Annotated in this window: 16 protein-coding genes; 5 read left to right on the top strand and 11 right to left on the bottom strand. The window is 64.9% G+C overall.

What is annotated here, in order from left to right:
- Positions 1 to 3: 3 nt before the first annotated feature.
- The 8 genes from KF886_26190 to KF886_26155 all read right to left on the bottom strand — a co-directional run bounded on the left by KF886_26190 (position 4) and on the right by KF886_26155 (position 10888).
- Entirely contained in the window at positions 4 to 1806 is a 1803-nt protein-coding gene (locus tag KF886_26190) for a hypothetical protein (GenBank protein ID MBX3180853.1), read from the bottom strand.
- 216 nt (positions 1807 to 2022) lie between these two features.
- Positions 2023 to 3366 (bottom strand): acetyl-CoA carboxylase biotin carboxylase subunit, encoded by a 1344-nt coding sequence (gene accC / locus KF886_26185; protein ID MBX3180852.1) that lies wholly within the window; start codon positions 3364 to 3366, stop codon positions 2023 to 2025.
- Positions 3367 to 3390: 24 nt separating this feature from the next.
- Positions 3391 to 3858 carry an acetyl-CoA carboxylase biotin carboxyl carrier protein gene (accB, locus tag KF886_26180; GenBank protein MBX3180851.1) on the bottom strand — a complete coding sequence of 156 codons (468 nt, stop codon included), beginning with the start codon at positions 3856 to 3858 and terminating at the stop codon, positions 3391 to 3393.
- A gap of 87 nt (positions 3859 to 3945) precedes the next feature.
- Positions 3946 to 4509 carry an elongation factor P gene (gene efp / locus KF886_26175; GenBank protein MBX3180850.1) on the bottom strand — a complete coding sequence of 188 codons (564 nt, stop codon included), beginning with the start codon at positions 4507 to 4509 and terminating at the stop codon, positions 3946 to 3948.
- Positions 4506 to 5579, bottom strand: coding sequence for an aminopeptidase P family protein (locus tag KF886_26170; protein ID MBX3180849.1), 1074 nt, complete (start codon positions 5577 to 5579; stop codon positions 4506 to 4508). Before KF886_26170 ends, efp begins: the two co-directional genes overlap by 4 nt.
- Before the next feature lie 175 nt (positions 5580 to 5754).
- A complete protein-coding gene (locus KF886_26165; protein ID MBX3180848.1) occupies positions 5755 to 8574 on the bottom strand; it encodes an O-antigen ligase family protein in 2820 nt (939 codons plus the stop codon).
- Positions 8571 to 9671 (bottom strand): undecaprenyl/decaprenyl-phosphate alpha-N-acetylglucosaminyl 1-phosphate transferase, encoded by a 1101-nt coding sequence (locus tag KF886_26160; GenBank protein MBX3180847.1) that lies wholly within the window; start codon positions 9669 to 9671, stop codon positions 8571 to 8573. Before KF886_26160 ends, KF886_26165 begins: the two co-directional genes overlap by 4 nt.
- On the bottom strand, positions 9668 to 10888 hold the full coding sequence (locus tag KF886_26155; GenBank protein ID MBX3180846.1) for a glycosyltransferase: 1221 nt from the start codon (positions 10886 to 10888) through the stop codon (positions 9668 to 9670). The genes KF886_26160 and KF886_26155 overlap by 4 nt, the downstream gene beginning before the upstream one ends.
- 47 nt (positions 10889 to 10935) lie before the next feature.
- On the opposite strand from KF886_26155, the gene KF886_26150 reads away from it, so the two are divergent.
- Complete coding sequence (locus tag KF886_26150; protein ID MBX3180845.1) at positions 10936 to 11124, top strand: hypothetical protein; 189 nt, start codon at positions 10936 to 10938, stop codon at positions 11122 to 11124.
- On the opposite strand, the gene KF886_26145 is transcribed toward KF886_26150, so the two are convergent.
- On the bottom strand, positions 11087 to 11806 hold the full coding sequence (locus KF886_26145) for a metallophosphoesterase (protein ID MBX3180844.1): 720 nt from the start codon (positions 11804 to 11806) through the stop codon (positions 11087 to 11089). The two genes, KF886_26150 and KF886_26145, sit on opposite strands and share 38 nt — an antisense overlap.
- Before the next feature lie 507 nt (positions 11807 to 12313).
- Between KF886_26145 and KF886_26140 the strand changes: the two genes are divergently transcribed.
- The 3 genes from KF886_26140 to KF886_26130 all read left to right on the top strand — a co-directional run bounded on the left by KF886_26140 (position 12314) and on the right by KF886_26130 (position 16930).
- Positions 12314 to 14578, top strand: coding sequence for a VCBS repeat-containing protein (locus tag KF886_26140; GenBank protein ID MBX3180843.1), 2265 nt, complete (start codon positions 12314 to 12316; stop codon positions 14576 to 14578).
- A 588-nt stretch (positions 14579 to 15166) separates the two neighbouring features.
- On the top strand, positions 15167 to 15724 hold the full coding sequence (locus KF886_26135) for a hypothetical protein (protein MBX3180842.1): 558 nt from the start codon (positions 15167 to 15169) through the stop codon (positions 15722 to 15724).
- A gap of 243 nt (positions 15725 to 15967) precedes the next feature.
- Positions 15968 to 16930, top strand: a complete 963-nt coding sequence (locus KF886_26130; protein ID MBX3180841.1) for a PEP-CTERM sorting domain-containing protein — start codon at positions 15968 to 15970, stop codon at positions 16928 to 16930.
- 66 nt (positions 16931 to 16996) lie between these two features.
- On the opposite strand, the gene KF886_26125 is transcribed toward KF886_26130, so the two are convergent.
- Together KF886_26125 and KF886_26120 are read right to left on the bottom strand one after the other, a co-directional pair.
- Positions 16997 to 17926, bottom strand: a complete 930-nt coding sequence (locus KF886_26125; protein ID MBX3180840.1) for a bile acid:sodium symporter family protein — start codon at positions 17924 to 17926, stop codon at positions 16997 to 16999.
- Entirely contained in the window at positions 17926 to 18846 is a 921-nt protein-coding gene (locus KF886_26120) for a hypothetical protein (protein MBX3180839.1), read from the bottom strand. Before KF886_26120 ends, KF886_26125 begins: the two co-directional genes overlap by 1 nt.
- A 521-nt stretch (positions 18847 to 19367) precedes the next feature.
- Between KF886_26120 and KF886_26115 the strand changes: the two genes are divergently transcribed.
- A complete protein-coding gene (locus KF886_26115) occupies positions 19368 to 21278 on the top strand; it encodes a DEAD/DEAH box helicase (GenBank protein ID MBX3180838.1) in 1911 nt (636 codons plus the stop codon).
- The last annotated feature ends 1154 nt before the right edge of the window (positions 21279 to 22432 follow it).

Below are 22432 nucleotides of genomic sequence, written 5' to 3'. Positions count from 1 at the left end.
GGCTCAACTGAACCAACTGCTCCAGCCCTTCTTCCGTACTTCCGCCGGCTTCGAATCGGCCTCCCCGGACGGCTCCCCGGTTTCCGCGGGCGATTCGCTTGCCTCGTCCGGTTCGGGGACGATTACGTCGCCGGGCGCATCGCCCAGGACGGAATCCGACGGTTCCGGCTCCGGCTCCATCTCCTCGCCAGCCACGGTCACGGAGGGCTCCTCGCCACTCTCGGCGGCATCCTCACCGGGGACCTCCGCGGAGGGGATGGCCTCCTCCGGCGACTGTTCCCATGAATACGTCGAAGCCGGCGTCGCCGATTCCTGCTGGTCTTCCTCGGTCACCTCCAGTCCCACCGGCGCGACTTCGTCGTCCGACGCCGCATCAACAGCGGGGAAGGGGGTGGGCGGCTCCCCGGACTCTTCGGCATCGCGCGCCAGGGCGTCATACCCCTCGACTTCCTCGGCAGCGCTTTCGGCCTCCTCACCCTCCTCCGTCTCTTCGGTCTGCTCCGTCTCTTCGGTCTGCTCCGTCTCTTCGGTCTGCTCCGTCTCTTCGGTCTGCTCCGTCTCTTCGGTCAGTTCCGTCTCTTCGGTCAGTTCCGTCTCTTCGGTCAGTTCCGTCTCTTCGGTCAGTTCCGTCTCTTCGGTCAGTTCCGTCTCTTCGGTCTGCTCCGTCTCTTCGGTCTGCTCCGTCTCTTCGGTCGGTTCCGTCTCTTCGGTCAGTTCCGACTCTTCGGTCAGTTCCGTCTCTTCGGTCAGTTCCGTCTCTTCGGTCGGTTCCGATTCTTCGGTCGGTTCCGTCTCTTCGGACTCCTCCGCAGCGTCTTCGGTCCATGCCTCGCTTTCGTCGAGCTCGGCATCCGCGTCATCGTCGGGCTCCAGGGCCTCGTCGAGCACATCCATATCCCGCGCGGTGGCGGGCATTTCTTCGGTGTGCGCGGCCGTTTCGCCGTGCCCGTGGGCCTCGTGCGGTTCGCCCAGGTGCAGGGGTTCAAGCAATTCCGATCGGGCCGCCGCCTGGTTGGCCTCGTCCTTTCGCGTGTCCACCGCGCTGGTGTCCATCGCGCCGCTCGTCTTCGCCTCTTCCTCCTCGATTTCCTCTTCGATGGGTTCGCTCCCGAGCGGGTCGCCCGGGCCCGAAAGGGGAAGCGGCGCCGGCGGCGCCTCCAGCAGTTCCACCGGCGCATTGCTGGAATGGCTCAGGCTGTCTTTCCGGATGGCCTTGCTCGACTTGCGCGTATTCATGTGAAGCCCGACGACATGCAAGTCAATTTTCGCCGGTTCTTGGAGCCCCATGAGGCGCTGGGCCGTTTCGGCGATATAATCGCTGACCAGCGCGGCGATCGCGCGCGCATTCTCTCCCGGTTGCTGGATCAGCACCACGTCCGCCCGAATCAGGGCCTTGCGGCCCCCGTCGTGCGGGTCAACCCGCAAATCGATCTTCCTGACCTCCGGCATCCGCGCGAGAATCTGGTTGAGGGACTGCTCGACGGAATCTAGCTGTATTTGCACCTCGCCATGCGGCCCCTCGTAGGCGATGCGCTTGCGGCGTCGGTACTTCGCGAACTGGGGGAAGAGCCCGTAAATGCCCAGGACGATCGCCGCGACGGAGGCCCCAAACCAGAGGCCCCGCACGGTCAGCGCGCCGCGCAGGAACAAGAGCGGCTCCGGCAGGGATTTTCGGAGTTCCGCGAGCCACTCGGGCGCCCGCGCCAGGTAGTCCTGCACCTGGGGCACACCCAGCACCACAAGCAGCGATATCAGGCCCAGGATGAAAACGAAGAGACTCAGCAGCTTAAGGATAAAGATCTTCATGGGTGGTGTTCCTTCCAAGACTTACCCGCCGCCCTTCCGGACAGCGTGCCGCGCGGCCGAGCCCCGGGAATTCATCCCGCTGGCGGCCCACCCCGCGCGGGTAGCAATCGCCTGATCCTGATAACCCTGTCCCGCCGCCGCCATCCAACTCGCGCCCTGGAATTGCGCGGGCCGCGCCTGATCAACCGCGCCCGCGCCGTGCCACTCCATGATGGCTCAACCCGGCCTGGGCAGATACTCGTCGATAAGATCGGGACCCAGGTCGCCCCGCCGGAAGCGATCGCCCCGAACGATGCGCGCGCACAATTTCGCCGTGGTCGACACGCCCTCCACGATGAATTCGTCCAGCGCGCCTCCCAAGCGCTCAATGGCCTGATCGCGATCCTTGCCCGTGGCAATGACCTTGGCGAGCAGGGAATCGTAGTAACGCGGCACCTCGTACCCGGCGAAGAGATGCGAGTCCACCCGTACGCCGGGCCCCCCCGGCATGTGACAACTCTTTATTATCCCCGGCGACGGCATAAAGTTCCGTTCCGGGTCCTCCGCATAGATGCGCGCTTCGATGGCGGCGCCCTGACACTTCACGGAGCTGTAGCCCAGCGGCTCGCCGGAGGCCACGCGCAGCTGCTCGCGGACGAGGTCGATGCCCGTGACCTGCTCCGTCACCGGGTGCTCCACCTGAATGCGCGCGTTGAACTCGATGAAGTAGAACTGGCCGTTGGGCGCCAGCAAGAACTCCACAGTCCCCGCGTTCGTATAGCCGATGGCTTTCGCCGCCTTCATCGCCGCCTTGCACATTTTCGCCCGCAGCGAGCTGCTCAGCGCCACGGAGGGCGACTCTTCGATAAGCTTCTGGTGCCGGCGCTGGATGCTGCACTCGCGCTCCCCAAAGGTGACCACTTTCCCGTGCTCGTCCGCCATGATCTGCACTTCGACGTGGCGCGCGTTCTCCAGAAACTTCTCGAGGTACACGCCCTTGTCGCCGAAGGCCGCTTCCGCCTCGTTCGAGGCCATGGTGATCGAATGCTTCAGGGTGGCGTCGTTGTGGGCGATGCGCATCCCCTTGCCGCCGCCGCCCGCCGCCGCCTTCACGAGGAGCGGATAGCCGATCTGTTTCGCGAGATCGAGAACCTGGTCCGGATCTTCGATGAGCCCCTCGCTACCGGGCACAATCGGCACGCCCGCCGCCTTTACGGCCTTGCGGCACGCCGCCTTGTCGCCGCTGAGCGCGATTGCCTGCGGCGTGGGGCCGATAAACTTGATGTTACAGTCGCGGCAGATGCCGGCGAACTTGGGGCTTTCCGAAAGGAATCCGTACCCCGGGTGGATGCCCTGCGCGTCCGTGATTTCGGCGGCCGAAATGATCGCGGGAATGTTCAAATAGCTCTTGCTGGGCTCGGGAGGGCCGATGCAGATGCTTTCGTCCGCCAGGGCCGTATGCAGCGCGTCTTCGTCCGCCTTGGAATAGACGGCAATGGAAGTAATCCCCATTTCCCGGCATGCGCGGATCACCCGCACGGCAATCTCGCCCCGGTTTGCAATCAGAATTCGTCGCAGCATGTGTATCGGCTCTTTCGTAGGGGATCAGGCGGGGCGAACGGCAAACAGCGGCTGCCCGAATTCGACGGGTTCGCCGCTTTCCACCAGCACGCGCTCGATCGTGCCCGCGACCTTCGCCGCGACTTCGTTCATGATCTTCATCGCCTCGACGATGCACACCGTCTGGTCCGCCGTGACCCGGTCGCCCGGCTGCACAAACAGGGGCTCGCCCGGCGCGGGGCTTCCGTAGAAGGTCCCGACCATGGGGGAGTCAATCGTGACCAGCCCTTCGTCGGCCGGCGAGGCGGGGGCGGCGGGGGCCGCCGCGTGCGCGTGCGCGGTCTCTGCCGCCGGTATCGCGGCGGGCGCGTACATCGGCGGAGCGCCCATGCTCACGACGGGGCCGTGCTGCTTGGTTAGGCGGATGCGGCGGCCTTCTTCTTCAATTTCCAGTTCGGACAGCCCGGATTCTTCCAAGAGGCTGATCAAGTCTTTGATTTCATTCAGGTCCACGGATATTCCCTCCGTCATCGAATCCGGGCGGGCGGCAATCCCTTAACCAGTCCCTGTCCCGATTCGCCGTGTCAGTGGGTAAAAGGGTCAGTTAATGCGTTCCAGATACTCGCCGGTGCGCGTGTCGACCTTCAGCACATCGCCCTCCTCGATAAAGAGCGGCACCTGTATGGTTACGCCGGTTTCGAGGGTGGCGGGCTTGGTCGCGCCGGACGAGCGATCGCCCTGGACGCCCGGATCGGACTTCGTCACGGTCAGCTCCACGCTCAGCGGCACGGTCAGCGCGATCGCCTTGCCATTGTGGAACATGATTACCACGTTGCTGTTTTCCTTCATCCAGTCCTTGTTGTCAGAGACGATATTCTCGCCGATAGCAAGCTGTTCGTAGGTTTCATTGTGCATGAAATGATACAGGTCGCCGTCGTGGTAGAGGTACTGCCACGTTTGCGACTCCACGCGCGCTTCTTCAAATTTTTCGCCGGAGCGAAACGTCTTTTCGATGACCTTCCCGCTCAGCAGGAACTTAAACCTGGTCCGCACGAAAGCGGGGCCCTTGCCGGGTTTCACGTGCTGAAACTCGACTATTTCCATCAGGCCCTTGTCGCTCTCCACAACGAGCCCATTGCGAAAATCAGCGGTCGAAATGCTCATGTACCGAGTACCTTCAATTCCTTGGGTAATGTGGTAAGAACTTCACAGCCGGTCTCCGTGACCAGCACCAGATCTTCAATCCGGACGCCGCCCTGGCCCGGAATATAAATGCCCGGCTCGACCGTGACGGCCATGCCGGGTTCAAGAATGGCATCCGAATGCTGGTTGAGGCGCGGCCCTTCATGGATTTCCAAGCCCACGCCATGGCCGAGGCCATGGCCAAAGTACGGGCCGTAGCCGGCTTCCGAGATGATGTCCCGGGCCACCGCGTCCACATCGCGGCAACGCGCGCCCGGCTTTACGGCGTCCAGGGCGGCCAACTGGGCGGTCAGGGTGACTTCGTAGATTTCCTGAAACCAGGCTCCGGGGATGGTACCGAATGCGAAAGTCCGAGTCAAGTCTGAACAGTAACTTTCCCGGATGCAGCCGAGATCGAGCAGCACGATATCCCCGTGTTCCAGGGCCTTTTCTCCCGGCACGCCATGCGGGAGCGAACTTCGCGGGCCAAAGAGCGCAATCGGTGAAAACGAAGACCCGGAGGCGCCGCGTTTTTTGAACTCATACTCCAGCGCCGCCACAAACGCCGACTCGGTGATGCCCGGCTCCAGCAGCGGCAGCACGGCGGAAAGCGCAGCCTCCGCAAGCGATGTCGCCCGGCGCATTTTTTCGCGCTCGCCCGCATCCTTCACCTGGCGGGCCGCGGTCCCCAGCCCTTTGACCGGAACCACGGCGGCGCCGAAGGCCTGCTCCACGGAGAGGCTCTGATCCAGCGTCAGCGTGGATGGTTCCACCGCCACGCGGCGCGCGCCGAGGCGGGCCAGACACTCCCCGGCGTTCTTCTCCAGTGCGCCCGCGACCTCCTCCACCGAATAGTCCCGCACCTGCTTTCCCGCCTGCTCGGTATAGCGGAAATCGCAGAGAAACACCGCTTCCGAAGGGGTGATCAGGACCGCCGACGTGCTGCCTCGGAAACCCGTGAGGTACTCATTGGCGGGTGGCGAAAAACTGACGAACGCATCGCATTCGTGTTTTTCGAGCTCCGCGCGAAGCGCTTCGAGTCGTTGGATCATGAGAATTCCTCGCGTCGGGAGGCGATATACCACTGCGGCAGCTTCCCGCGCCAGAATCCGCCGGCGGCGCGGGCCAAGCGGAATATTGCCACAAACGACTAGTGTGAAACAACTTAGGAATGAATGCACACGGGCTGGGGCGGTCGCCGCCCAATGCCGGGAAGCACGCCGCGCGTCAGGGCAAACCGAAGGCGCCGCGCATCCGCTGAATTCTGCGCCCCTCCGCATCGGCCGCCTTCGCCAGGCCGCGATAGCGCTCCCCGGTTTCCACATCCCCCGCGCGCGCATAGGATTCCCCGATCGCGTCCAATGCTTCCCGGTACGCGAAATGGTAGTTTGGCTCATTGGGGGCCAGTTGGGTGCACTGTTCAAAAGCCGCAATCGCGGTTTTGAAATAGTTCAAACTCGTCTCTCCGGCCGTTGCCGCGCCACAGGCCCAGAGCGCCCAGCCCCGAAATTGGATCAGGTCCGCCCGAAGCGGATTGCGGCGGACGGCCTCGCCGGACCAGCCCTCCAGGGCCGCGCGAATGGCGTCCCGCTGGCCCTGTTGTTTGACCCCAATCTGTTCAAGTAGCAATTTGTAACCGCGCGCAATCTGAACAGCGTGGTCTGGATCGGCCGGAAAGCGGGCGTCTATCCGTTCCATTTCCCCAAGCCACGCCCGCGCCCGCTCAAAGACGAACAGGTGCGCATCCCAGGGGCGCTCCAGCTGAAACACGGTCTGCGGCGGGATCGCGCTCTCCGGGGCGAGCCGCGCGAAATTGCCGGTTTCGGGGACGGGCGCCAGCAGGCTTCCGAGGCGAAACAGCGCGTCGCGGTCGCCGAGGATGGCGACCGCTTCGCGGGCAGGCAGCGCGGGCGGGCGTCCCGGCTTGCCAGCACGTGCCCAGTCCGCGCCGTCCGCCAGGAAGAAGGCCGCCGCGTTGAAGCGCCGCTGGAGCATGTCCCGATCTCCCACCTGCACATACTTCCCGCCGTTGGTCGCCAGATACTGCAGGTAGGGGCGCAGGGCCAGCCCCGAGAAGAGCGCGGCGATCATCAGGACCGCCAGGGCGCCGGCGCGGGCCACGGAAAAGGAAGCAAGCGCCGCCTCGTCTCTGCGCGGCGCCCGGCGCGCGAGCAACCCGGCGGCCGCCATGGCGAAGGTCATCAGCGTCGGGTGGGTCAGGTTCATGTCGAGCATTGCGTGCAGCAGAAAGGCCAGGATGCCCGCCACCAGGCCGGCCGCGAGCCAATCCGGCCGCCCGCCCGGCGATCGCGCGAAGGATACGACGCCGGGCCAAAGCACGGCGATCCAGAATCCCGCCAGCGCCACCGCGCCCAGAATACCGGTCTCACACCACGCCTGCAGGAAGCCATTGTGCGCGTTTTGCACATCGCCCGCGCCCAGGTACTGGTATACGGGATAGGCAAACTTGAAGTTTCCCGGCCCCACGCCCAGCAGCGGGTTGTCCAGCGCCATGCGCAGCGCCACGCGCCAGTATGTCAGCCGTATCGAAAGCGACGCCGGATTCGCCAGGTCCGAAAACGTCACGTCGATGCCCTCGTCCCGGAGGCCCGCGCCGGGCGCCGTCTCTTCGGGCGCAGTGGCCTCTTGCGCCGCCGCGATTCCCGGTCCGGCGGCCCGCGAGAGGGAAACAAGAAGGCCCATGATCAACACGATGGCGATGGCGGCCCCTCCAACGCCCGGCAGCCGCCATTCGCGCCGCCGCGCCAACACGAGCCCGCCCGTCGCGGTAACGGCCATCGCAAGGGCCAGCATCGCGCCCCGGCTGTAGGTGATCCACAACGCGCCCAACGCCACCGGGACGAGCACCGCGCAACCCAGGGCGCCCGCCGCGAGGCTCGCCCGGCGCAGGCCGTGGCGGCGCGCGCCGAACAGGAAGGCCGCCAGCCCCGCGCCCGCGAACGCGACGCACCCCGCCGCCAGGGATTCCTGGCCGCCAAACCACGGGGGGCCGTCCAGGGCGTAGATAAGCGCCAGCTGCCCCATCAGAAAGGGCGGAACGGCCAGCGCCACGAAGATTGCGAGTCCCCACGGGATTAGGACGCGGAAGCGCGTCTCCTTCGCCAGGGCCTCCTCACCGGACGCGCGCGTGGCCATCACGCCGTTCCACGTCAGCGCCAGGCATGCTGGTATCCCCAGTATTAACAGCGCCGCGAGGGCGTTCGGGTAGATCATGCTCGCGGAGGCGCGGTTCAGGTTCAGCCGGCGCGCGATTTCCGGGGTCGCCTCCGTAATACCGCCGAAATGGGAGGCCAGGTAGGCCGGGTTTTCCAGCATTTGCCGCCGGAGAAACGGGAGCAGGTAGTGGAGGTAGGGATACGCGTAGAGCGCCTGGCCCGCGAGCCCCACCAGAAAACCGGCGAGAAATACCCTGCGCGACGCGGCCTCACCGGACACCTGCGCCGCCAGAAAGAAGACGACCGCGTAACCCGCCCACAGCAGGAGCTGGTGATATGCGGAGTCGTACTGGATCCCGGTCGCCGCCGCCACGGCGCTCACCACCCAGAATACGAAGAGCACCCCGAGCGGAACCAGCCCGTGCAGGCGCCGGGGTTTCGAGAACTGGCGCACCGCCCAGATCCCGCTCAACAGCAGCGCGCCCCACAGAAAGTAGAGATTATCGGCCTCGTACACATAGCCATCTAGCCACGGGCGCAGCGCGAGCAACACCGCGAGCCCGAGCGAAACGTGAACATAGCCCGCCCCGAGAACCAGCACAAATCCAACCAATACCGCCGCGATATCGAGGCTGTGCAGCGATTCCGCCATAAGCACGGGCTCCAGACGCGCCCCGGCAAGCAGTACGCCCGCCTGCTTCAGCCCCAGCAGGTTATTTCCAAACCCGAGCACGGTCAGGATCACGGTCCAGCCGGCCACGCAGAACCCGGCCAGCAGCGCGTTCCTGGGGCTCGCGAACGATTCCGGCCACAGCCCCCCCGGCGCCGCCGGGGTCGTCGATGGCGCCTGGGTCTTTCTGCGCCGGCTCATGGCTTCGGCCTCCCGCGATCCCCGCCCGCACGCATCAAGAGCACGATCAGCAGGAACACGCCGACCGTCTGCACCACCACCAGTATTGTCCCGCGCGCATCGAGCAGCGGGAGGTACGCGCCGCCCAGCCCAATGATGGCCGCAACGAGAAAGATGAACTCGACCGCCTGGCGCGGGGACATGCCCAGATCCACCAGCCGGTGCGAGAAATGCTGGCGATCGCCCCGCATAAGCGCTTGACCCTGGCGCCAGCGAAGGTAGAGCACGCTGGCCATATCGAAGAGCGGGACGGCCAGCGCCAGCAAGGGGGCCGCCACGGCGATGCGCGGTGTGCCCTCGACGTGAAAGGTGCCCAGCACGGCGATTGTCGCGAGAAAGTAGCCGCAGAACAGCGCCCCGGCGTCGCCCATGTAAATTCGCGCCGGGCTGAGGTTGTGGTAGAGAAAGCCGCCCGTCACGCCGGCGAAAATCAGGAGCAGGTAGCGCACCAGCGGCTCAAAGGGCACGACGCAGAGAAAGAACGAAAACGCGGCGATAACCGAGACGCCGCCGCAGAGCCCGTCCATGTTGTCCAGAAAATTCATCGCGTTCGTGATTAAGACCACCCAGAATATCGTCACCAGCCCGGAGATCCACGGATTCGACAGCACAAACAGTTCAATCCGCACATCCGCGAACACGAGCAGGCTGGCCGCGGCGATCTGGCCGGCCAGCTTCACCGGCGGGCTCAGATTCCGCAGGTCATCCGCGAGGCCCAGCGCAAATATCACGAGCCCACCCGCGAGAATCGCCGCCAGTTTTATCGCGCTGCCATCCCCCAGGGCGGCGTCCAGGTAGCCGTTAACGAACGATAGCCCAAAGCGGTCCAGCACCATAAAGGCGATAAGGTGCGCGATAACGACTGCGTAGAACGCGCCCACGATCGCCGCGCCGCCCAGGAGCGGCACCGGCGCGGGCTGCACTTTGCGCTCCCCCGGATGATCGAGCACGCGCAGCCGCATCGCAAACGGGCGGATCGCCGCCGTCAGCCCCGCCGCCAGCAGCGCCGAGACCGCGAAAAGATACGCGTAGGCCAGATACGGCTGTTCCGCCGTCATGTAAGCAGTTCCTGATACAGCTTGAGCTCCTGTTCGGCGATGGCCCGCGCATCAAATTCGCGCGCGATGCGGGCGCGGGCGAAAGATCCCATCGCGCGCCGCGCCTCGGGGTCGCCGAGCAGCTGGTTGACCGCTTCGGCCAGCGCCCGCGGATCCCGCGGCGGCACGTTCAACCCCGTTTTTCCGTCCTCGTTGATAAACTCCACGCCCGTGCCCAGCCCGGTCGCCACGGCGGGAACCCCGCACGCGTGCGCCTCCATGATCGACATGCCGAAGGCCTCGCTGCGCGCCACCGATGGAAACGCGAACACGGCGCACGCGTGCAGGTGCGCGCGGAGCGCGGCGTCGTCCAGATGGCCCGGGAAGTGTACCGGCGCGCCGAGGGAAGCGGCAAGCCGCTCGATCCGCGGGCGCTCGGGGCCGTCCCCGGCAATTACCACCGGCGCGTTGATCCAGCGGGCGGCCTCCACCAGGTAGGGAAGCCCTTTGTAATACCGGTGCCGGCCTGTGAACAGCACGAAGGGATCGCCATAGCGCGCGCGAAGCGCCGCCACCGCGCCCGGATCGGCTTCGGCGAAATCCTCCGGCACAACGCCCAGCGGCACGGCGCGGCACTTCCCGCGAAAGGGGGCCAGCGTCGCGGAACTGTCGAGATACGCCTTCGACGTGGGCAGGATGAGGCGCGCGTCTGCCAGAAAGCGCCGCTGGACCGGCGCGTAGACGCGCATCGCCGCCGCCTGGCGCACCACGTCGCTGTGGTACCGCACGACCAGCGCCGCCTTCGGGCGCGCAAGCAGCCACGACAGCTCCGCCGTCGGGTTGGGCATGTGGAGCACCACCACATCGGCGGCCGCGCGCCGCAGCAGCCATGGAAATGCCGGGGCCGCCGGGGCGCCCTGAAAGCGAAACCAGGCCCCCGCCTCCGTAACGCGCGTGCCGTCCCGCTCGCAGACGCGGGTCCAGACGCCATCCCGGCAGACCAGCGCCTCGACGTCCGCGTGCGCCCGCTGAAACCGGCAGGTAAGGGCCACATGCCGCTCGATTCCGCCGCTTACGGGCGGATCGAAGTCTTTGTACACATGCAGCAGCTTCACGCGGTTCGGCCGGATGGGGTTCAGGGTTTCGGGACTCCCGCCGATTATGCGCCATCGCGAAAGCGGAAACCAACCGGTGTCACGAATTCTTGCGGGCGCCGTCACACATTCGTTACGTCCCACCGGGCACAATCTGCGTGAATTCGCCCCCTATTGGAACGGAGTTGACCATGACCCACGCCCCGGGCGCCCACGCGATTTTTCTGCCGCACGAGATCGCCGCGCTGTTCAATCCCTACCCCGCCGAGCTCGCCCTCGATGCGGACGCCGCCTGCCATTTCACGGCGCCGGTCGCCGCGTTCAGACCCCCCGGATCCCCCGTCACGCCGTCTCGGGAAGTTGAAGCCGCAGCAGGCTGAAGTCCATGCCGCGCATCGGGGCGCCCCCATTGTGAAAGGTCACGCCTCCGTAGTACTCCCCGTCCACCGGCACGTGCGTATGCCCGAAATACACGGTCTCGACGCCGTGCGGCGCCCCGTGGCCGATGTCGTGGATGTAGGCGTGCACGCGCTCCAGCGTGCGGCGCGGCGGATGGACCAGGCGGGAAACCGCAATGTGCGCGCCCGCCCGAAAGGCGGCGTCGTACACGCGATTCTTCACGCGCCCCTGTTTCTTGTGGTGGAGCCAGCCCGCGCGATACGCCTCCAGCTGCTGGTGGCTCATCTTGCGCGTCGCCATGTCCCCGTGAAGAAACAACGTGTTGCCCACGCGGAAATAGTACGGGTGCCAGGATAGGTTCTCGGTCTCGCGCGCCAGCTTGGATAACGCGTCTATGAATCCCTGCACGTGATCGTGGTTCCCGAGGTTCACGTGGAAGCGGCAGTCGGGAAACTCCGCGGCAAGCCCCCTCAGAAATACGATCGCCTGGTGAACCGTCTCTTCAACGCTGCCGAGCGTCGTCCACTTGAAATCAAACGTGTCGCCATTGAACACAAACAGGTCCGATCCCGCCGCCGCCGCATAGATCTCCGGGAGGTGATCCTCCCAGTGCGAACGCTTGCAGAACATGTGCAGATCCGACACGACACAGACCGATTTCATGCCGATTCTTTCCTTTCTACTGCCAATCGGGGTTCTACGGAAAGTGTAACACATGCCGGCCCCGGGGGGTAAAATTCGCAGGGCAATCGCGTTTAAACCCGATTACGGTCACTTGAGTTGAATGGGAGCCTTGAATCAATGAAAGTGAGCGTGTTGGAGCGCCGGCATCTCTGCCGGCAAGGATGCCAGCGCTCCAACACGCTCACTTTTTTACATTTCAGGTGGTTTGTATGGCGCTCGGCTCGGACAGGAAGTTTAAACGCGATTGCCCTGATAAAATTCGGTAGGGCAAGTGATCATATGCCGGGACAACAGGTATACTCGTGACACTTCAGGCAAGTGATACGGCCCCGTCTCCATTCCATCGAAATCCCGCGCCGCGACGGTACGGGTGACCAATGGGAGCGCGGGCCGAAGACGCGCGGGAGGAGTGCGGCCCGCCCGCAACGCGGCAAACATGGCGCACATACGCAACACCGAACTATCGGTCGCAGAGGAGGTTCTTCCATGGCAGTCCGGGCGCGCTTTTCTTCCACACTCGTTCTTTCGACCGTCCTGGCGGTTGGCGCGATGTTCCAGACCGGCTGCCCGGATCCCAACCCAGATCCGGATCCCGACCCGGAAACCCGCTCGGTGTTCTTCCGCCTGCCCCGAACCTTTACGGCGGGCGTTGCGCCGGACGCCGTCGTCACCGGCGACCTTAACGGCGACGCCTTCCCCGATCTCGCCACGGCCAACGCCCTCGACGGCACGATCCGCGTCTGGCGCTCCTCGGGCGGCGGCAACTATGCGGCGCCGGAAGATATCGCGACCGGCGGCTCCGAGCCGCGCGCCCTCGCCCTCGTGGATCTCGACGGGGACGGCATCACCGATATTGTGGCCGCCAACGCCGCGAGCGATGATATCTCCGTGATCCGGGGCACGGCCGATGGCGCCTACCAGCCCGCGGAGTTGTGGCCTCTCACGGAAGGCGCCGTGCCGCGGGATGTCGCCGCGCTGGACGTCAACGGGGACGGGCTCCTGGACCTCGTGGCCGCAAGCAGCGGAATCGGCGCCATCTCGATCCTTCTGGCCATCCCCGAGGGGGGCTATGCACCCGCCATGGATGTTGCCGCGGGCGGCGGCGTACGATCATTGGCGACCGGCGACCTCAACAACGACGGCCTCCCCGATCTCGTCGCCGCAAACCGCGACGACAACTCGCTCTCCGTATTCCTCAACGACGGATCGGACACCTTCGCCGCGCCGGTCAACCTGCCCACCGGCACGGCGCCACGCCTCGTCCGGATCGCGGATCTTGATCGCGACGGGTGGCCGGACCTTATTGCGAGCAATCCCGGGTCCAGCGCGATCGCCGTCCACCCGGGCGCGGGCGGCGGGGCCTTCGATCCCGTCGTATTTACGGCCCTGGACGCCAACCCCACCCGCTTCGCCCTGGCCGACTACACCGGGGACGGCAATCTCGACATTCTCGCCGTGATGTTCGCCAGCGCGGCCGACACCGTCTCTTCGGGTGAACTCCTGTTGCTGGCCGGCGACGGGCGCGGCCGTTTTTCCGAGCGCGCGCGCTACCATGCCGGCGCGGGCGTGGTGGACATCGCCCCCGCGGACATCAACCGGGACGGGCGCGTGGACGCCGTCGCCTGCAACCTGGCAAGGGATACCATGCTCGTCATCGAAGCGTCCGCGGCCAACACCCTGAACGCGGAGCGGCGCTTCCCGGCCGGCGCGCGCCCGCGCATCGTGGCGGCGGGCGACCTCAACCGGGACAACAACCTTGACCTGGTCGTGGGGAACCTTGAAAGCAACGACGTCACCGTGCTTCTCGGCGATGGAACCGGCAGCTTCGAACCGGGCCGTTCCGTGGCCGCCGGGGGGCCGGCCCGCGCGCTCGCGCTGGGCCACCTGAACGGCGACAACCACCTTGACCTGGTAGTAACCAACCTGAACCAGAGCCGGGTGGCCGTTCTGCTGGGCAATGGCGGCGGGACATTCCAAAGCCCTGTGTTCTTCTCCGTGCGCGGGTCCGATTCAACGCGTTCCGCCGAGCCGCGCTCCGTGGCCCTTGGCGACCTGGACGGCGACGGGAACCTCGATATCGTCACCGGCAACGCCAACCGCGACGCCGTGGCCGTGCTGCTCGGTGATGGATCCGGCGCTTTCGAGGACGCGGTCGAATACGCCGCGGGCAATTTCCCGCTGGATGTCCACCTCGCGGATGTCGACCGCGACGGGCGCCTGGACGTGGTCCTCGTCAATGGTGTGGACATCGACGGTTCGGGCACGCAAACCTCGGCGATGCGGGTGATCCCCGGCAAAGGCGACGGTACGCTGGATCTGGATCGCATGACGGCCTACGTGGCCAACGCGGCGCCCGGCAGCCTGGCCGTGGCGGATCTCGATGGCGACGGCGACCTCGACGTGGTGACCTCACACCGGCTGCTGGGGAGCGTCCAGCTCTTCATCAACCGCGGCGACGGGAGCTTCGGCGGCAGCGGTGTGGTGGCGGCCGGCCCGTCGCCCAATTCCGTGGGGGTCGCCGACCTGAATCGCGATGGCCGCCTGGATATCTACACCACCAACGATAATGGCGAAGTAGCGATCCGATTGCGCCGGGCGAGCCTGCTCTACGAGCGGGCCGAAAACGTGCCCGCCGGCAGCCTCCCGATCGCGGCGCTCGCGGTCGATTTGAACGGCGACGGGCAGCTGGATCTTGCGGTTCCAAACCGGGACACCGACGACGTTTCCGTGATCCTTGGCCGCAGTGGCTGAATCAGCGCGGAGCCCCGGAATCCGGGCCTGATCCGCGATCCGCAGCCCCCGAAAAAACTTGAAAAAATCCTTTGCAATTTTCGCCGTCCATGGTATACTGCAATTGGACTCAGGACACCGGTCCCGAGCGAACGGCGGAAAGCCCGAAACCGGGCGCGCGCCGCTGAGGCAGAGGCCGGGTTCCCCCTGGGTCCGGCACTGCGGAAAACGCGTGAACAGGCCCGCAACAGGCGGCCCAGCGGTGGGTGCGCGCACGGACCTGAGACGACGTTGCCGCTTTGGATACGGTGGAAGTAGTCAGTTGAAAAGCGTTGCGCGCATGCTCCTCAAAACAGGACGTCAGTGGCCACGTGTAGTGCCCAGACCCAATGACGCGGTTAACGCTGCTATTTCCACCCCATCTGATGCGGAAGCTGTGTAGCGAAAGAGCTTTGTAAGGGTCCCAAACAGGATCAGCAAGGGCCACGTGGAGTGCCCAGACCCGCCAGCGAAGCGTTTTCGACGCGGCTTCCGCTTCCTTTTTGTCCCCCCTAAGGCTCGGGCCGCCACGCATGCGTCCGGGAATTCGCGTGTGCTACACTACGCCGCATGACGAACCTCGACATCTGGCAAACCTACGTGGGGGAACAATCCCCCGAAGAGTTCATGCGCGCATACGGCTCCGCAGACCCCGAAGTGTGCCTGGCGCGCTTTCTGGAAGATCGCGGCAACCTGTACGGAATCGTTAATCAGGGCGCCTGGCGGGATACCTTCCAGGCGGCCGATCAGCATCATGTGCACACCGTGCGCATGTACCTCATGAGCTACCTCGAAGAAACGCGCGACGAGTGGGGACCGGCCCTCGAAGCAAAGCGCCCGTCCATCCCTCGCCGGTACCGCGAGAAGTTCGACCAGGACAAATACCCGCCGCCACCACCCGTTGAGAATACGGACGTAACGGCGCCTAGCGCGGACGAAACCGCGCCCGATCTGACGCCGGAGAATGACGCCAGCGCGGCGCAGACCACTGCCGATGCGACCGACGCCAGCCTTCCCGAGGGCGATGCGCTGTCTGACGCAGCCGGAACGCCGGATGCGGAGCCCGAAAGCGCAACCCCGCCCGGCGACGAGGAGTCGCCCGACGACGGGGCGACCCCGACCGCCTGACGAAGTCCTCCCTTATCCAGCTTCGCGATCCCGCCCCCGCACGCCCCGTCTCGGCTCCCCACCAGAACGCCTGACGGCAACGGCCCCATCACCGCCTCACGCCAGCGGTATGCCACGAATCTTTATTGATCTTGAGAAATCATTATCATATAATGGCTCGCGAACAGACGATGGCGCAATGGTGCGATCACCGTCTGCCAGAACGTAGAACGCCATGATCGCATGGCAAAGGGAGATTCTCGCATGCGTACTCGAAGAAGATTAGTCCACTACGCGGCCATGCTGGCGGTAGCATCCTACGCAGCCACCGCCGCCGCCACATCGGTGTTGTACGCCGTCGGCCAGGCCTTCGCCCCCGGTCACGGCCACGACACCGGCAACTTCCTGTGGTCGATCGACCTCAGTAGCGGGGCCGCGACACAAATCGCCCCGATAGCCGCCGGAATCGCCGGGCTGGCAACAGCGCCAGATGGGACGCTGTACGGTCGCAGCGGATTAAACCTCTACACCATCAGTACAGAGGACGCTGGCTTGTCTCTCGTAGGAAGCGCCGCTTCCGGATCGGCCACCAGCCTGGAGATAATGCCGGATGGCCGCGCGTTTACGCTGCCGTTCAACGCGGATTTCGACACTGCGCAGCTTCACAGCCTCGACTTAAATACGGGCCTTCAAACCCCTGTCGGAACCGAGACCGCGCTCCTGGACGCCATTAACCTGGCCTTCCCCGACCGGGACATGACATACGGCCCCTTTGTCATTTCGCTGGGAAGCGTTGGCGACCGGCTTTATGGCCTTGATCTCGAGACGAACACCCTGCTCGACATCGATCCAGACACCGGGTACGCCACGGCAAATGGCGCCTTTAACGCCGCCGCCATGGAAACGCTCGATGGTTACTGGTCAGGCTTCGCCGGCCTGACGGGCGTGGATACCGACGACGACGGCATCAACGACGCCCTTTACGGCATCGCCAACTACTACTACGACTACGCCCTGGGGGCCTCGTCCGCTCGGGGGGCGATTGGGCTCTACGACCTCGCCACCAGTACCTGGTCGCTCGTGGGCGAGAACGAGGGTGTCATTTTCTACTCTCTTGCCGCCGGGCAGAGCCCTCCCATACCCGAACCAGGATCGTTTGCGCTGCTCGGTTTAGGCGGCACAATGCTGGCCTGGCGCAAGCGCAGAACTCTGATGCATAATCGCTGAAATCCGGCAATCGCGGCCCGCCCCGCCAGCGAATTGGCGGGGTGGTTCCGCGAACGCCGGTCCGTATCAAGCATCATTCCCCGGCGCGTACCGGCGCCAGTAGTTCGCGAGCGCGGACCCCGTCAGGTTGTGGACGACGCTGAAAATGCTCGACGGCAACGCCACGGCCGCCGAAAAGTGCTTCGACGCCAGCGCGACGCCCAGGCCGCTGTTCTGCATACCCACCTCCACGGCAATCGTCCGGCAATCGCGTGCGGACAGCCCACAGAGCCGCGCGAGGCCATAGCCCAGCGCCAGGCCCAGGGCGTTGTGGAGCAACACTCCCACCGCCAGAATCCCTCCGGCCTGCGGCAGGGTGTCGTGCGCCCCCGCGATGATCGCGGCGATCACCAGCACGATAATCAAGACCGACAGCGCGGGGAACGCCGCATTGATCGCGTCCGCGCGCCGGCCAAGATACCGGTGAACGATCAGGCCCGCCCCCACGGGGACGAGCACAATGGTCACCACGCTCTTGAACAGGCCCCAGACATCCACCGGCACAATCGCCCCGCCCAGCCGCCAGATCAGCAGGGGCGTCAGGAAAACCGCCAGCAGCGTCGAGCAGGCCGTCAGCGTCACCGAAAGCGCCACATTGCCGCGCGACAGGTACACGATGACGTTCGACGCGGTCCCGCCCGGGCAACATCCCAGAATGATGAAACCCAGCGCGATTTCCGGCGGCATGCCGAGCCCGTGCGCGATGCCCCAGGCGATCGCCGGCATCACTACGAACTGCCCGGCGACCCCACAGGCCACCGCCCTCGGCTGCTTGAACACGCGCGCGAAATCTCCCGGCAAGAGGCTCATCCCCATGCCGAACATAATCACGCCGAGTCCCGGCACGATGCCTGGCGCAAGCGCCGCGAAGGGCGCGGGCATCCACCAGGCGGCGGCGGAGAATAACACCACCCAGAAGGCGAAGCCCTCGGTCCAAACTTGCAGGGCCCGCCGCATCACACCTCCTCCCAGGGCAGGTGCGCCACGCCGGCAAAGCGCTCGGGCGTAATGAGGCCAAGCAAAAGGTCCTCGCAGGGATACCACGCCCGCGCGGCGCTTACCGCCGGAATGGAATCGGACGCCAGGTCCTCCCGAATGAAAAACGCGTTCACGCCGTGCGCGTTGCAGCCCGCCAGGCGATACCCCTTCTCCCGGCCCAGCTTCTCCAGCGCCGCGAGCGACGCTCCCGCGTACAATCCGCTCGGGTGCGCGCGCCAGCGGGAAAATCCCGGATCGTAGGGAACCGTACAGGCGCGCTCCGGCCCGAGAACCGCGCTGTATTCCACTATCACGGCGCGCGGTCGCACGACGTCCAGCGCCCGCCAGACCCAATAGTCCATGCCATCCAGGTCGATGCAAAGCAGGTCGATCTCGCCCGCAAAACCCGCCGAACGGATCGTATCATTGATGTTTTCCGCGGTGACCCACGCCTGCTCGATGCGCACCGCCTCCTGCCCCGGCCCCAGCATCCGCTCGTAAAAGGCCCGCGCGGCCGCCACCCGCTCCCCGTCCGCATCCAGCAGCAGGCCCCGCCAGCCCGCGTGCAGCGAGAGCCATGCCGTATTGCACTCCCGGCCATCCCCCATCCCGAATTCCACAAAGGTCCGGTGCGGCGCCCCGATTTCCCCGAAAATGAACTGCACGATGCCGTCCTCGCCGTGCTGCGAGTACACCTGAATCTCGTGGCGGTTCAGCACGCTGTGGAGCGCGGGCCCGCACGGCTCCGCGCCCGCCCGCCGGGCCGCGTGCGCGGCGTTCAACGCCACCTGGCGCTCCAGGCGCGCCACCCGGCGGGGCAGCCCCCGAAACAGGCGAACGGCGGCCAGCAGGGTGTCTGGGAAGAGCGCCTTGAGTATGTTTCTAGCGCGTGTTTTCATGGGTGCGCGCATCATAGCAGCGGCGCGCCGGGATTGCGAACGCGGTTATTCGCAGGGCGAGCGCATTCAAACTTCCTGTACGGGCCGCGCGCGATATGAAGCTCCTGAAATGATATATGGGGCCCGTGTTGGAGCGCTGGCATTTCGCCCGCGGCGAATGCTGGCCCTTGCCGGCAGAGATGCCGGCGCTCCAACACGCTCACTTTCATTGATTCATGGATTCAAATCAACTCAAGTTCCCGCCCATAAGCCGCGATTGGATTGAAATTCGATTGCCCTGCGGTTATTCGGATTTTGCCGCAGGGTTGTGGTATACTACGACCATACTTGCCGGGTACCCGCCTCTCCGCCGCCAGCTTGCGCGCATTCCTTTCCCTGATCGCCCCGATTTCAGGCCGGGAAAAACCATGGAGGCACTCACCCTCGCAGGGTGTTGTTGTACCCCGCCGCCGCGCCCGAAATCCCTTCGGCCCGCGTGCGGAATGTCCTGGTTTTCACCGCACGCGCACTGGAATACACCTATGTCCACTGATTTTTCCCCCGCTGACTCCTTCGAATCGAGCGAAACCGAGCCCGCGCCCGCCGAGACCCTGTTCGCCGCGCTGGGGCTGACCCCGGCCGTGCTCCGCGCCCTCGACGACGTCGGCTACGAGACTCCGTCCCCCATCCAGGCCGCCACGATACCCCCGCTTCTGGCGGGGAAGGACGTCCTCGGCCAGGCCCAGACCGGCACGGGCAAGACCGCCGCCTTCGCCCTGCCGATCCTCTCGCGGATCGAGCTGGCGCAAACCTGGCCGCAGGCCCTCGTGCTCGTGCCGACGCGCGAACTGGCGATCCAGGTCGCCGAGGCCTTTCAGCGCTACGCCGCGCAACTCCCGGACCTGCACGTCCTCCCGATCTATGGCGGATCGGACTATGCGCCGCAGGTGCGCGGCCTCAAACGCGGCGTGCACGTCGTCGTCGGAACCCCCGGCCGCGTCATGGACCACATGCGCCGGGGCACGCTCAACCTGGAAGCCCTCACCACGCTTGTCCTGGACGAAGCGGACGAAATGCTCCGCATGGGTTTCATCGACGATGTGAAGTGGGTTCTGGAGCAAACGCCGCCGGACCGGCAGATCGCCCTCTTTTCCGCCACCATGCCGCGCGAGATCCAGCGCATCGCCGAGACGCACCTGCGCGATCCGGAAGTCATCGCCATCGAAGTGAAGACTGCGACCGCCGAGACCATCAACCAGCGCTACTGGCTCGTGAGCCACCACCACAAGCTCGACGCCCTCACGCGCATCCTCGAATCGGAAGACTACGACGCGATCATCATCTTCGTGCGGACGAAAACCGCCACCGCCGAGCTGGTCCAGAAGCTCAGTGCGCGCGGGTACGCCGCCGCCGCCCTCAGCGGCGACGTGGCCCAGGCCCAGCGCGAGCGCACCGTGAACCGCCTCCGAAACGGCGAGCTCGATATCCTCGTCGCCACGGATGTCGCCGCGCGCGGCCTCGACGTCGCGCGCATCAGCCACGTCATCAACTACGACATCCCGACCGACACCGAGCCCTATATCCACCGCATCGGGCGGACCGGTCGCGCCGGCCGGACGGGCGAGGCCATCCTTTTCGTGACCCCCCGCGAGCGGCGCATGCTCTCCTCCATCGAGCGCGCCACGCGCCAGAAGATCACGCTGATGGAAATGCCCTCCACCGAGGCCCTGAACGACCGGCGCATCGCCCAGTTCAAGGACCGTATTACCGCCGCCCTGGCGAGCAATGGCCTCGATTTGTACCACCGGATCGTGGAACAGTACGTCGCCGATCACGACGTGCCGGCCATTGAAGTCGCCGCGGCCCTGGCGAAACTCTACCAGGGCGACGAGCCCTTGCTCCTCCAGGATCAGCCGCGCTTCGCGCCACCCGAAGAAACCCGTCCGGGCAAGCGCGAACGCCAGAACGACGCGGGCGACGCCGGCGATCGGCCAAAGAAGCGCGAAAAGTACGGCGCCCGGCGCGACCTGGCGCCGATGGGCGAGGGCATGCAGCGCTACCGCCTCGCCGTCGGCCACACGCACGGCGTGAAGCCCGGCAACATCGTCGGCGCCATCGCCAACGAGGCCGGCCTGGACAGCCAGTTCATCGGCGCGATCGACATCTTCGACGAATACAGCCTCGTGGTGCTCCCGGAAATGCCCAAAGAGATCCACACCCTCCTCCAGGACGTCCGCGTCGCGGGACAGAAGCTGCGCATCCGCCGCTACGAAGAGCACGAGGACACCGGCGAGGGCTACGTCTCCGGCAGGCCGCGTAAGGGCAAGAAGCCCTTCCCCAAGAAAGACGGCAAGCCCTTCCACAAGAAAGAGGGCAAGAAATTCGGCGAAACCGGGGCCAAGAAGCGCATCAAGGACAAGGACAAGGGCAAGAAAAAGCACCGCAAAGGCTGACCCTGGACTTCTCCCCGGGCCATCAGCCTTTGATTCGAGCTGTCTTGGACTTTTGCCGGCCGCGATCAGGATATGTGACCACGGATGGCGCAGGGCAGCCTTTGGCCGCGATCAAAGAATTGATCACCACGAAGGGCACAGCGCAGCCTCTGGCCGCAACCAAAGAAATGATCACCACGAAGGGCACGAAGGAAAGAAGGGCACGAAGAAAAACAGAGAATAGCTTTAACCGCAGAGAACGCAGAGACCGCATAGGTTGATTTCTGGTACGCATATGGATTGGGTGGATGATCGAGAGAGTGCATCCTTAACCACGAATGAGCACCAATGCACACGAATGCATCGGGAGCAGCCGCGGGCGGCGGTCAAGAATTGTGCCCACGGATTGCCCTGATGACACGGATAGAAAATGATTTCGGTCGTTGGGGTGTGCAGGCGGCTGCGTGCTGTTTCCAAGGCAGCCTGTTCGGATTGTTCAGCATCGGAATTGTAGCGGGGTTGATCGGGTGGCGGGCTGCTTCTTCTTGTTTGGTCTGCGTGTCGCTTCAATCCGTGTCATCGGTGTAATCCGTGGGCAAGAAGAGAATTTCGACCACGAAACTTGTGGAACGGCCCGGAAATTCTCCCTGGAAGTTTCGCTTCGTAAATGCTTTTACAACAAACGGTTATACGGATCTTGAGCGAAAGAACTTGCAGAAAAAACAAGAATTTGACGGATAGTAGTACGAAGACCAGGATGGAAAGAAGTTGGAAGGGTTGATATTCACGCGAAAAGGCGCGAAGGAGCTGGCGTGGGCTTCATGCGTTCCTGATGCGATTGAACCACGAAGCACTTAGAGCAGAGCAGCCGCCGCGTGTCGCAACCAGGATATTCAACACAACCACGCATGCACACGAATTCACACGAATAAGAGACACTATTGACCGGGTTCGAGGACTCAAATGGAGCGATAGCAGGTCCGCCTTTGAGCTTTTGTAACACATTAGCGGAATGAAGCACCCATCGCCTTGGAGGCGATTCTCGGTCAAGACGGGCGTGAATAGCAGGATCGTGGACATTTCCGCCTCGGCGGACCTTCGGCGTGACCGCGGCAACGGGAGCTCGGGAAATAAAGTGACGTAAGTGGTTTGGAATAGAATCCCGGCGTTCCCAG

The sequence above is a fragment of the Candidatus Hydrogenedentota bacterium genome, from assembly GCA_019637335.1.
Lineage (GTDB): Bacteria > Hydrogenedentota > Hydrogenedentia > Hydrogenedentales > JAEUWI01 > JAEUWI01.
The sequence above is the reverse complement of the archived record's forward strand: the minus strand, read 5'-3'. Positions and strand labels throughout refer to the sequence as shown.

Excerpts from the sequence above, each read along its gene's own strand:
- KF886_26125 (MBX3180840.1), bottom strand. The coding sequence starts at position 17,926 with ATGCGGCGGGCCCTGCAAGTTTGGACCGAGGGCTTCGCCTTCTGGGTG.
- KF886_26120 (MBX3180839.1), bottom strand. The coding sequence starts at position 18,846 with ATGAAAACACGCGCTAGAAACATACTCAAGGCGCTCTTCCCAGACACC.
- KF886_26190 (MBX3180853.1), bottom strand. The coding sequence starts at position 1,806 with ATGAAGATCTTTATCCTTAAGCTGCTGAGTCTCTTCGTTTTCATCCTG.
- KF886_26160 (MBX3180847.1), bottom strand. The coding sequence starts at position 9,671 with ATGACGGCGGAACAGCCGTATCTGGCCTACGCGTATCTTTTCGCGGTC.
- KF886_26150 (MBX3180845.1), top strand. The coding sequence starts at position 10,936 with ATGACCCACGCCCCGGGCGCCCACGCGATTTTTCTGCCGCACGAGATC.
- KF886_26165 (MBX3180848.1), bottom strand. The coding sequence starts at position 8,574 with ATGAGCCGGCGCAGAAAGACCCAGGCGCCATCGACGACCCCGGCGGCG.
- KF886_26145 (MBX3180844.1), bottom strand. The coding sequence starts at position 11,806 with ATGAAATCGGTCTGTGTCGTGTCGGATCTGCACATGTTCTGCAAGCGT.
- KF886_26130 (MBX3180841.1), top strand. The coding sequence starts at position 15,968 with ATGCGTACTCGAAGAAGATTAGTCCACTACGCGGCCATGCTGGCGGTA.
- KF886_26135 (MBX3180842.1), top strand. The coding sequence starts at position 15,167 with ATGACGAACCTCGACATCTGGCAAACCTACGTGGGGGAACAATCCCCC.
- accC (MBX3180852.1), bottom strand. The coding sequence starts at position 3,366 with ATGCTGCGACGAATTCTGATTGCAAACCGGGGCGAGATTGCCGTGCGG.
- KF886_26170 (MBX3180849.1), bottom strand. The coding sequence starts at position 5,579 with ATGATCCAACGACTCGAAGCGCTTCGCGCGGAGCTCGAAAAACACGAA.
- KF886_26115 (MBX3180838.1), top strand. The coding sequence starts at position 19,368 with ATGTCCACTGATTTTTCCCCCGCTGACTCCTTCGAATCGAGCGAAACC.
- KF886_26140 (MBX3180843.1), top strand. The coding sequence starts at position 12,314 with ATGGCAGTCCGGGCGCGCTTTTCTTCCACACTCGTTCTTTCGACCGTC.
- efp (MBX3180850.1), bottom strand. The coding sequence starts at position 4,509 with ATGAGCATTTCGACCGCTGATTTTCGCAATGGGCTCGTTGTGGAGAGC.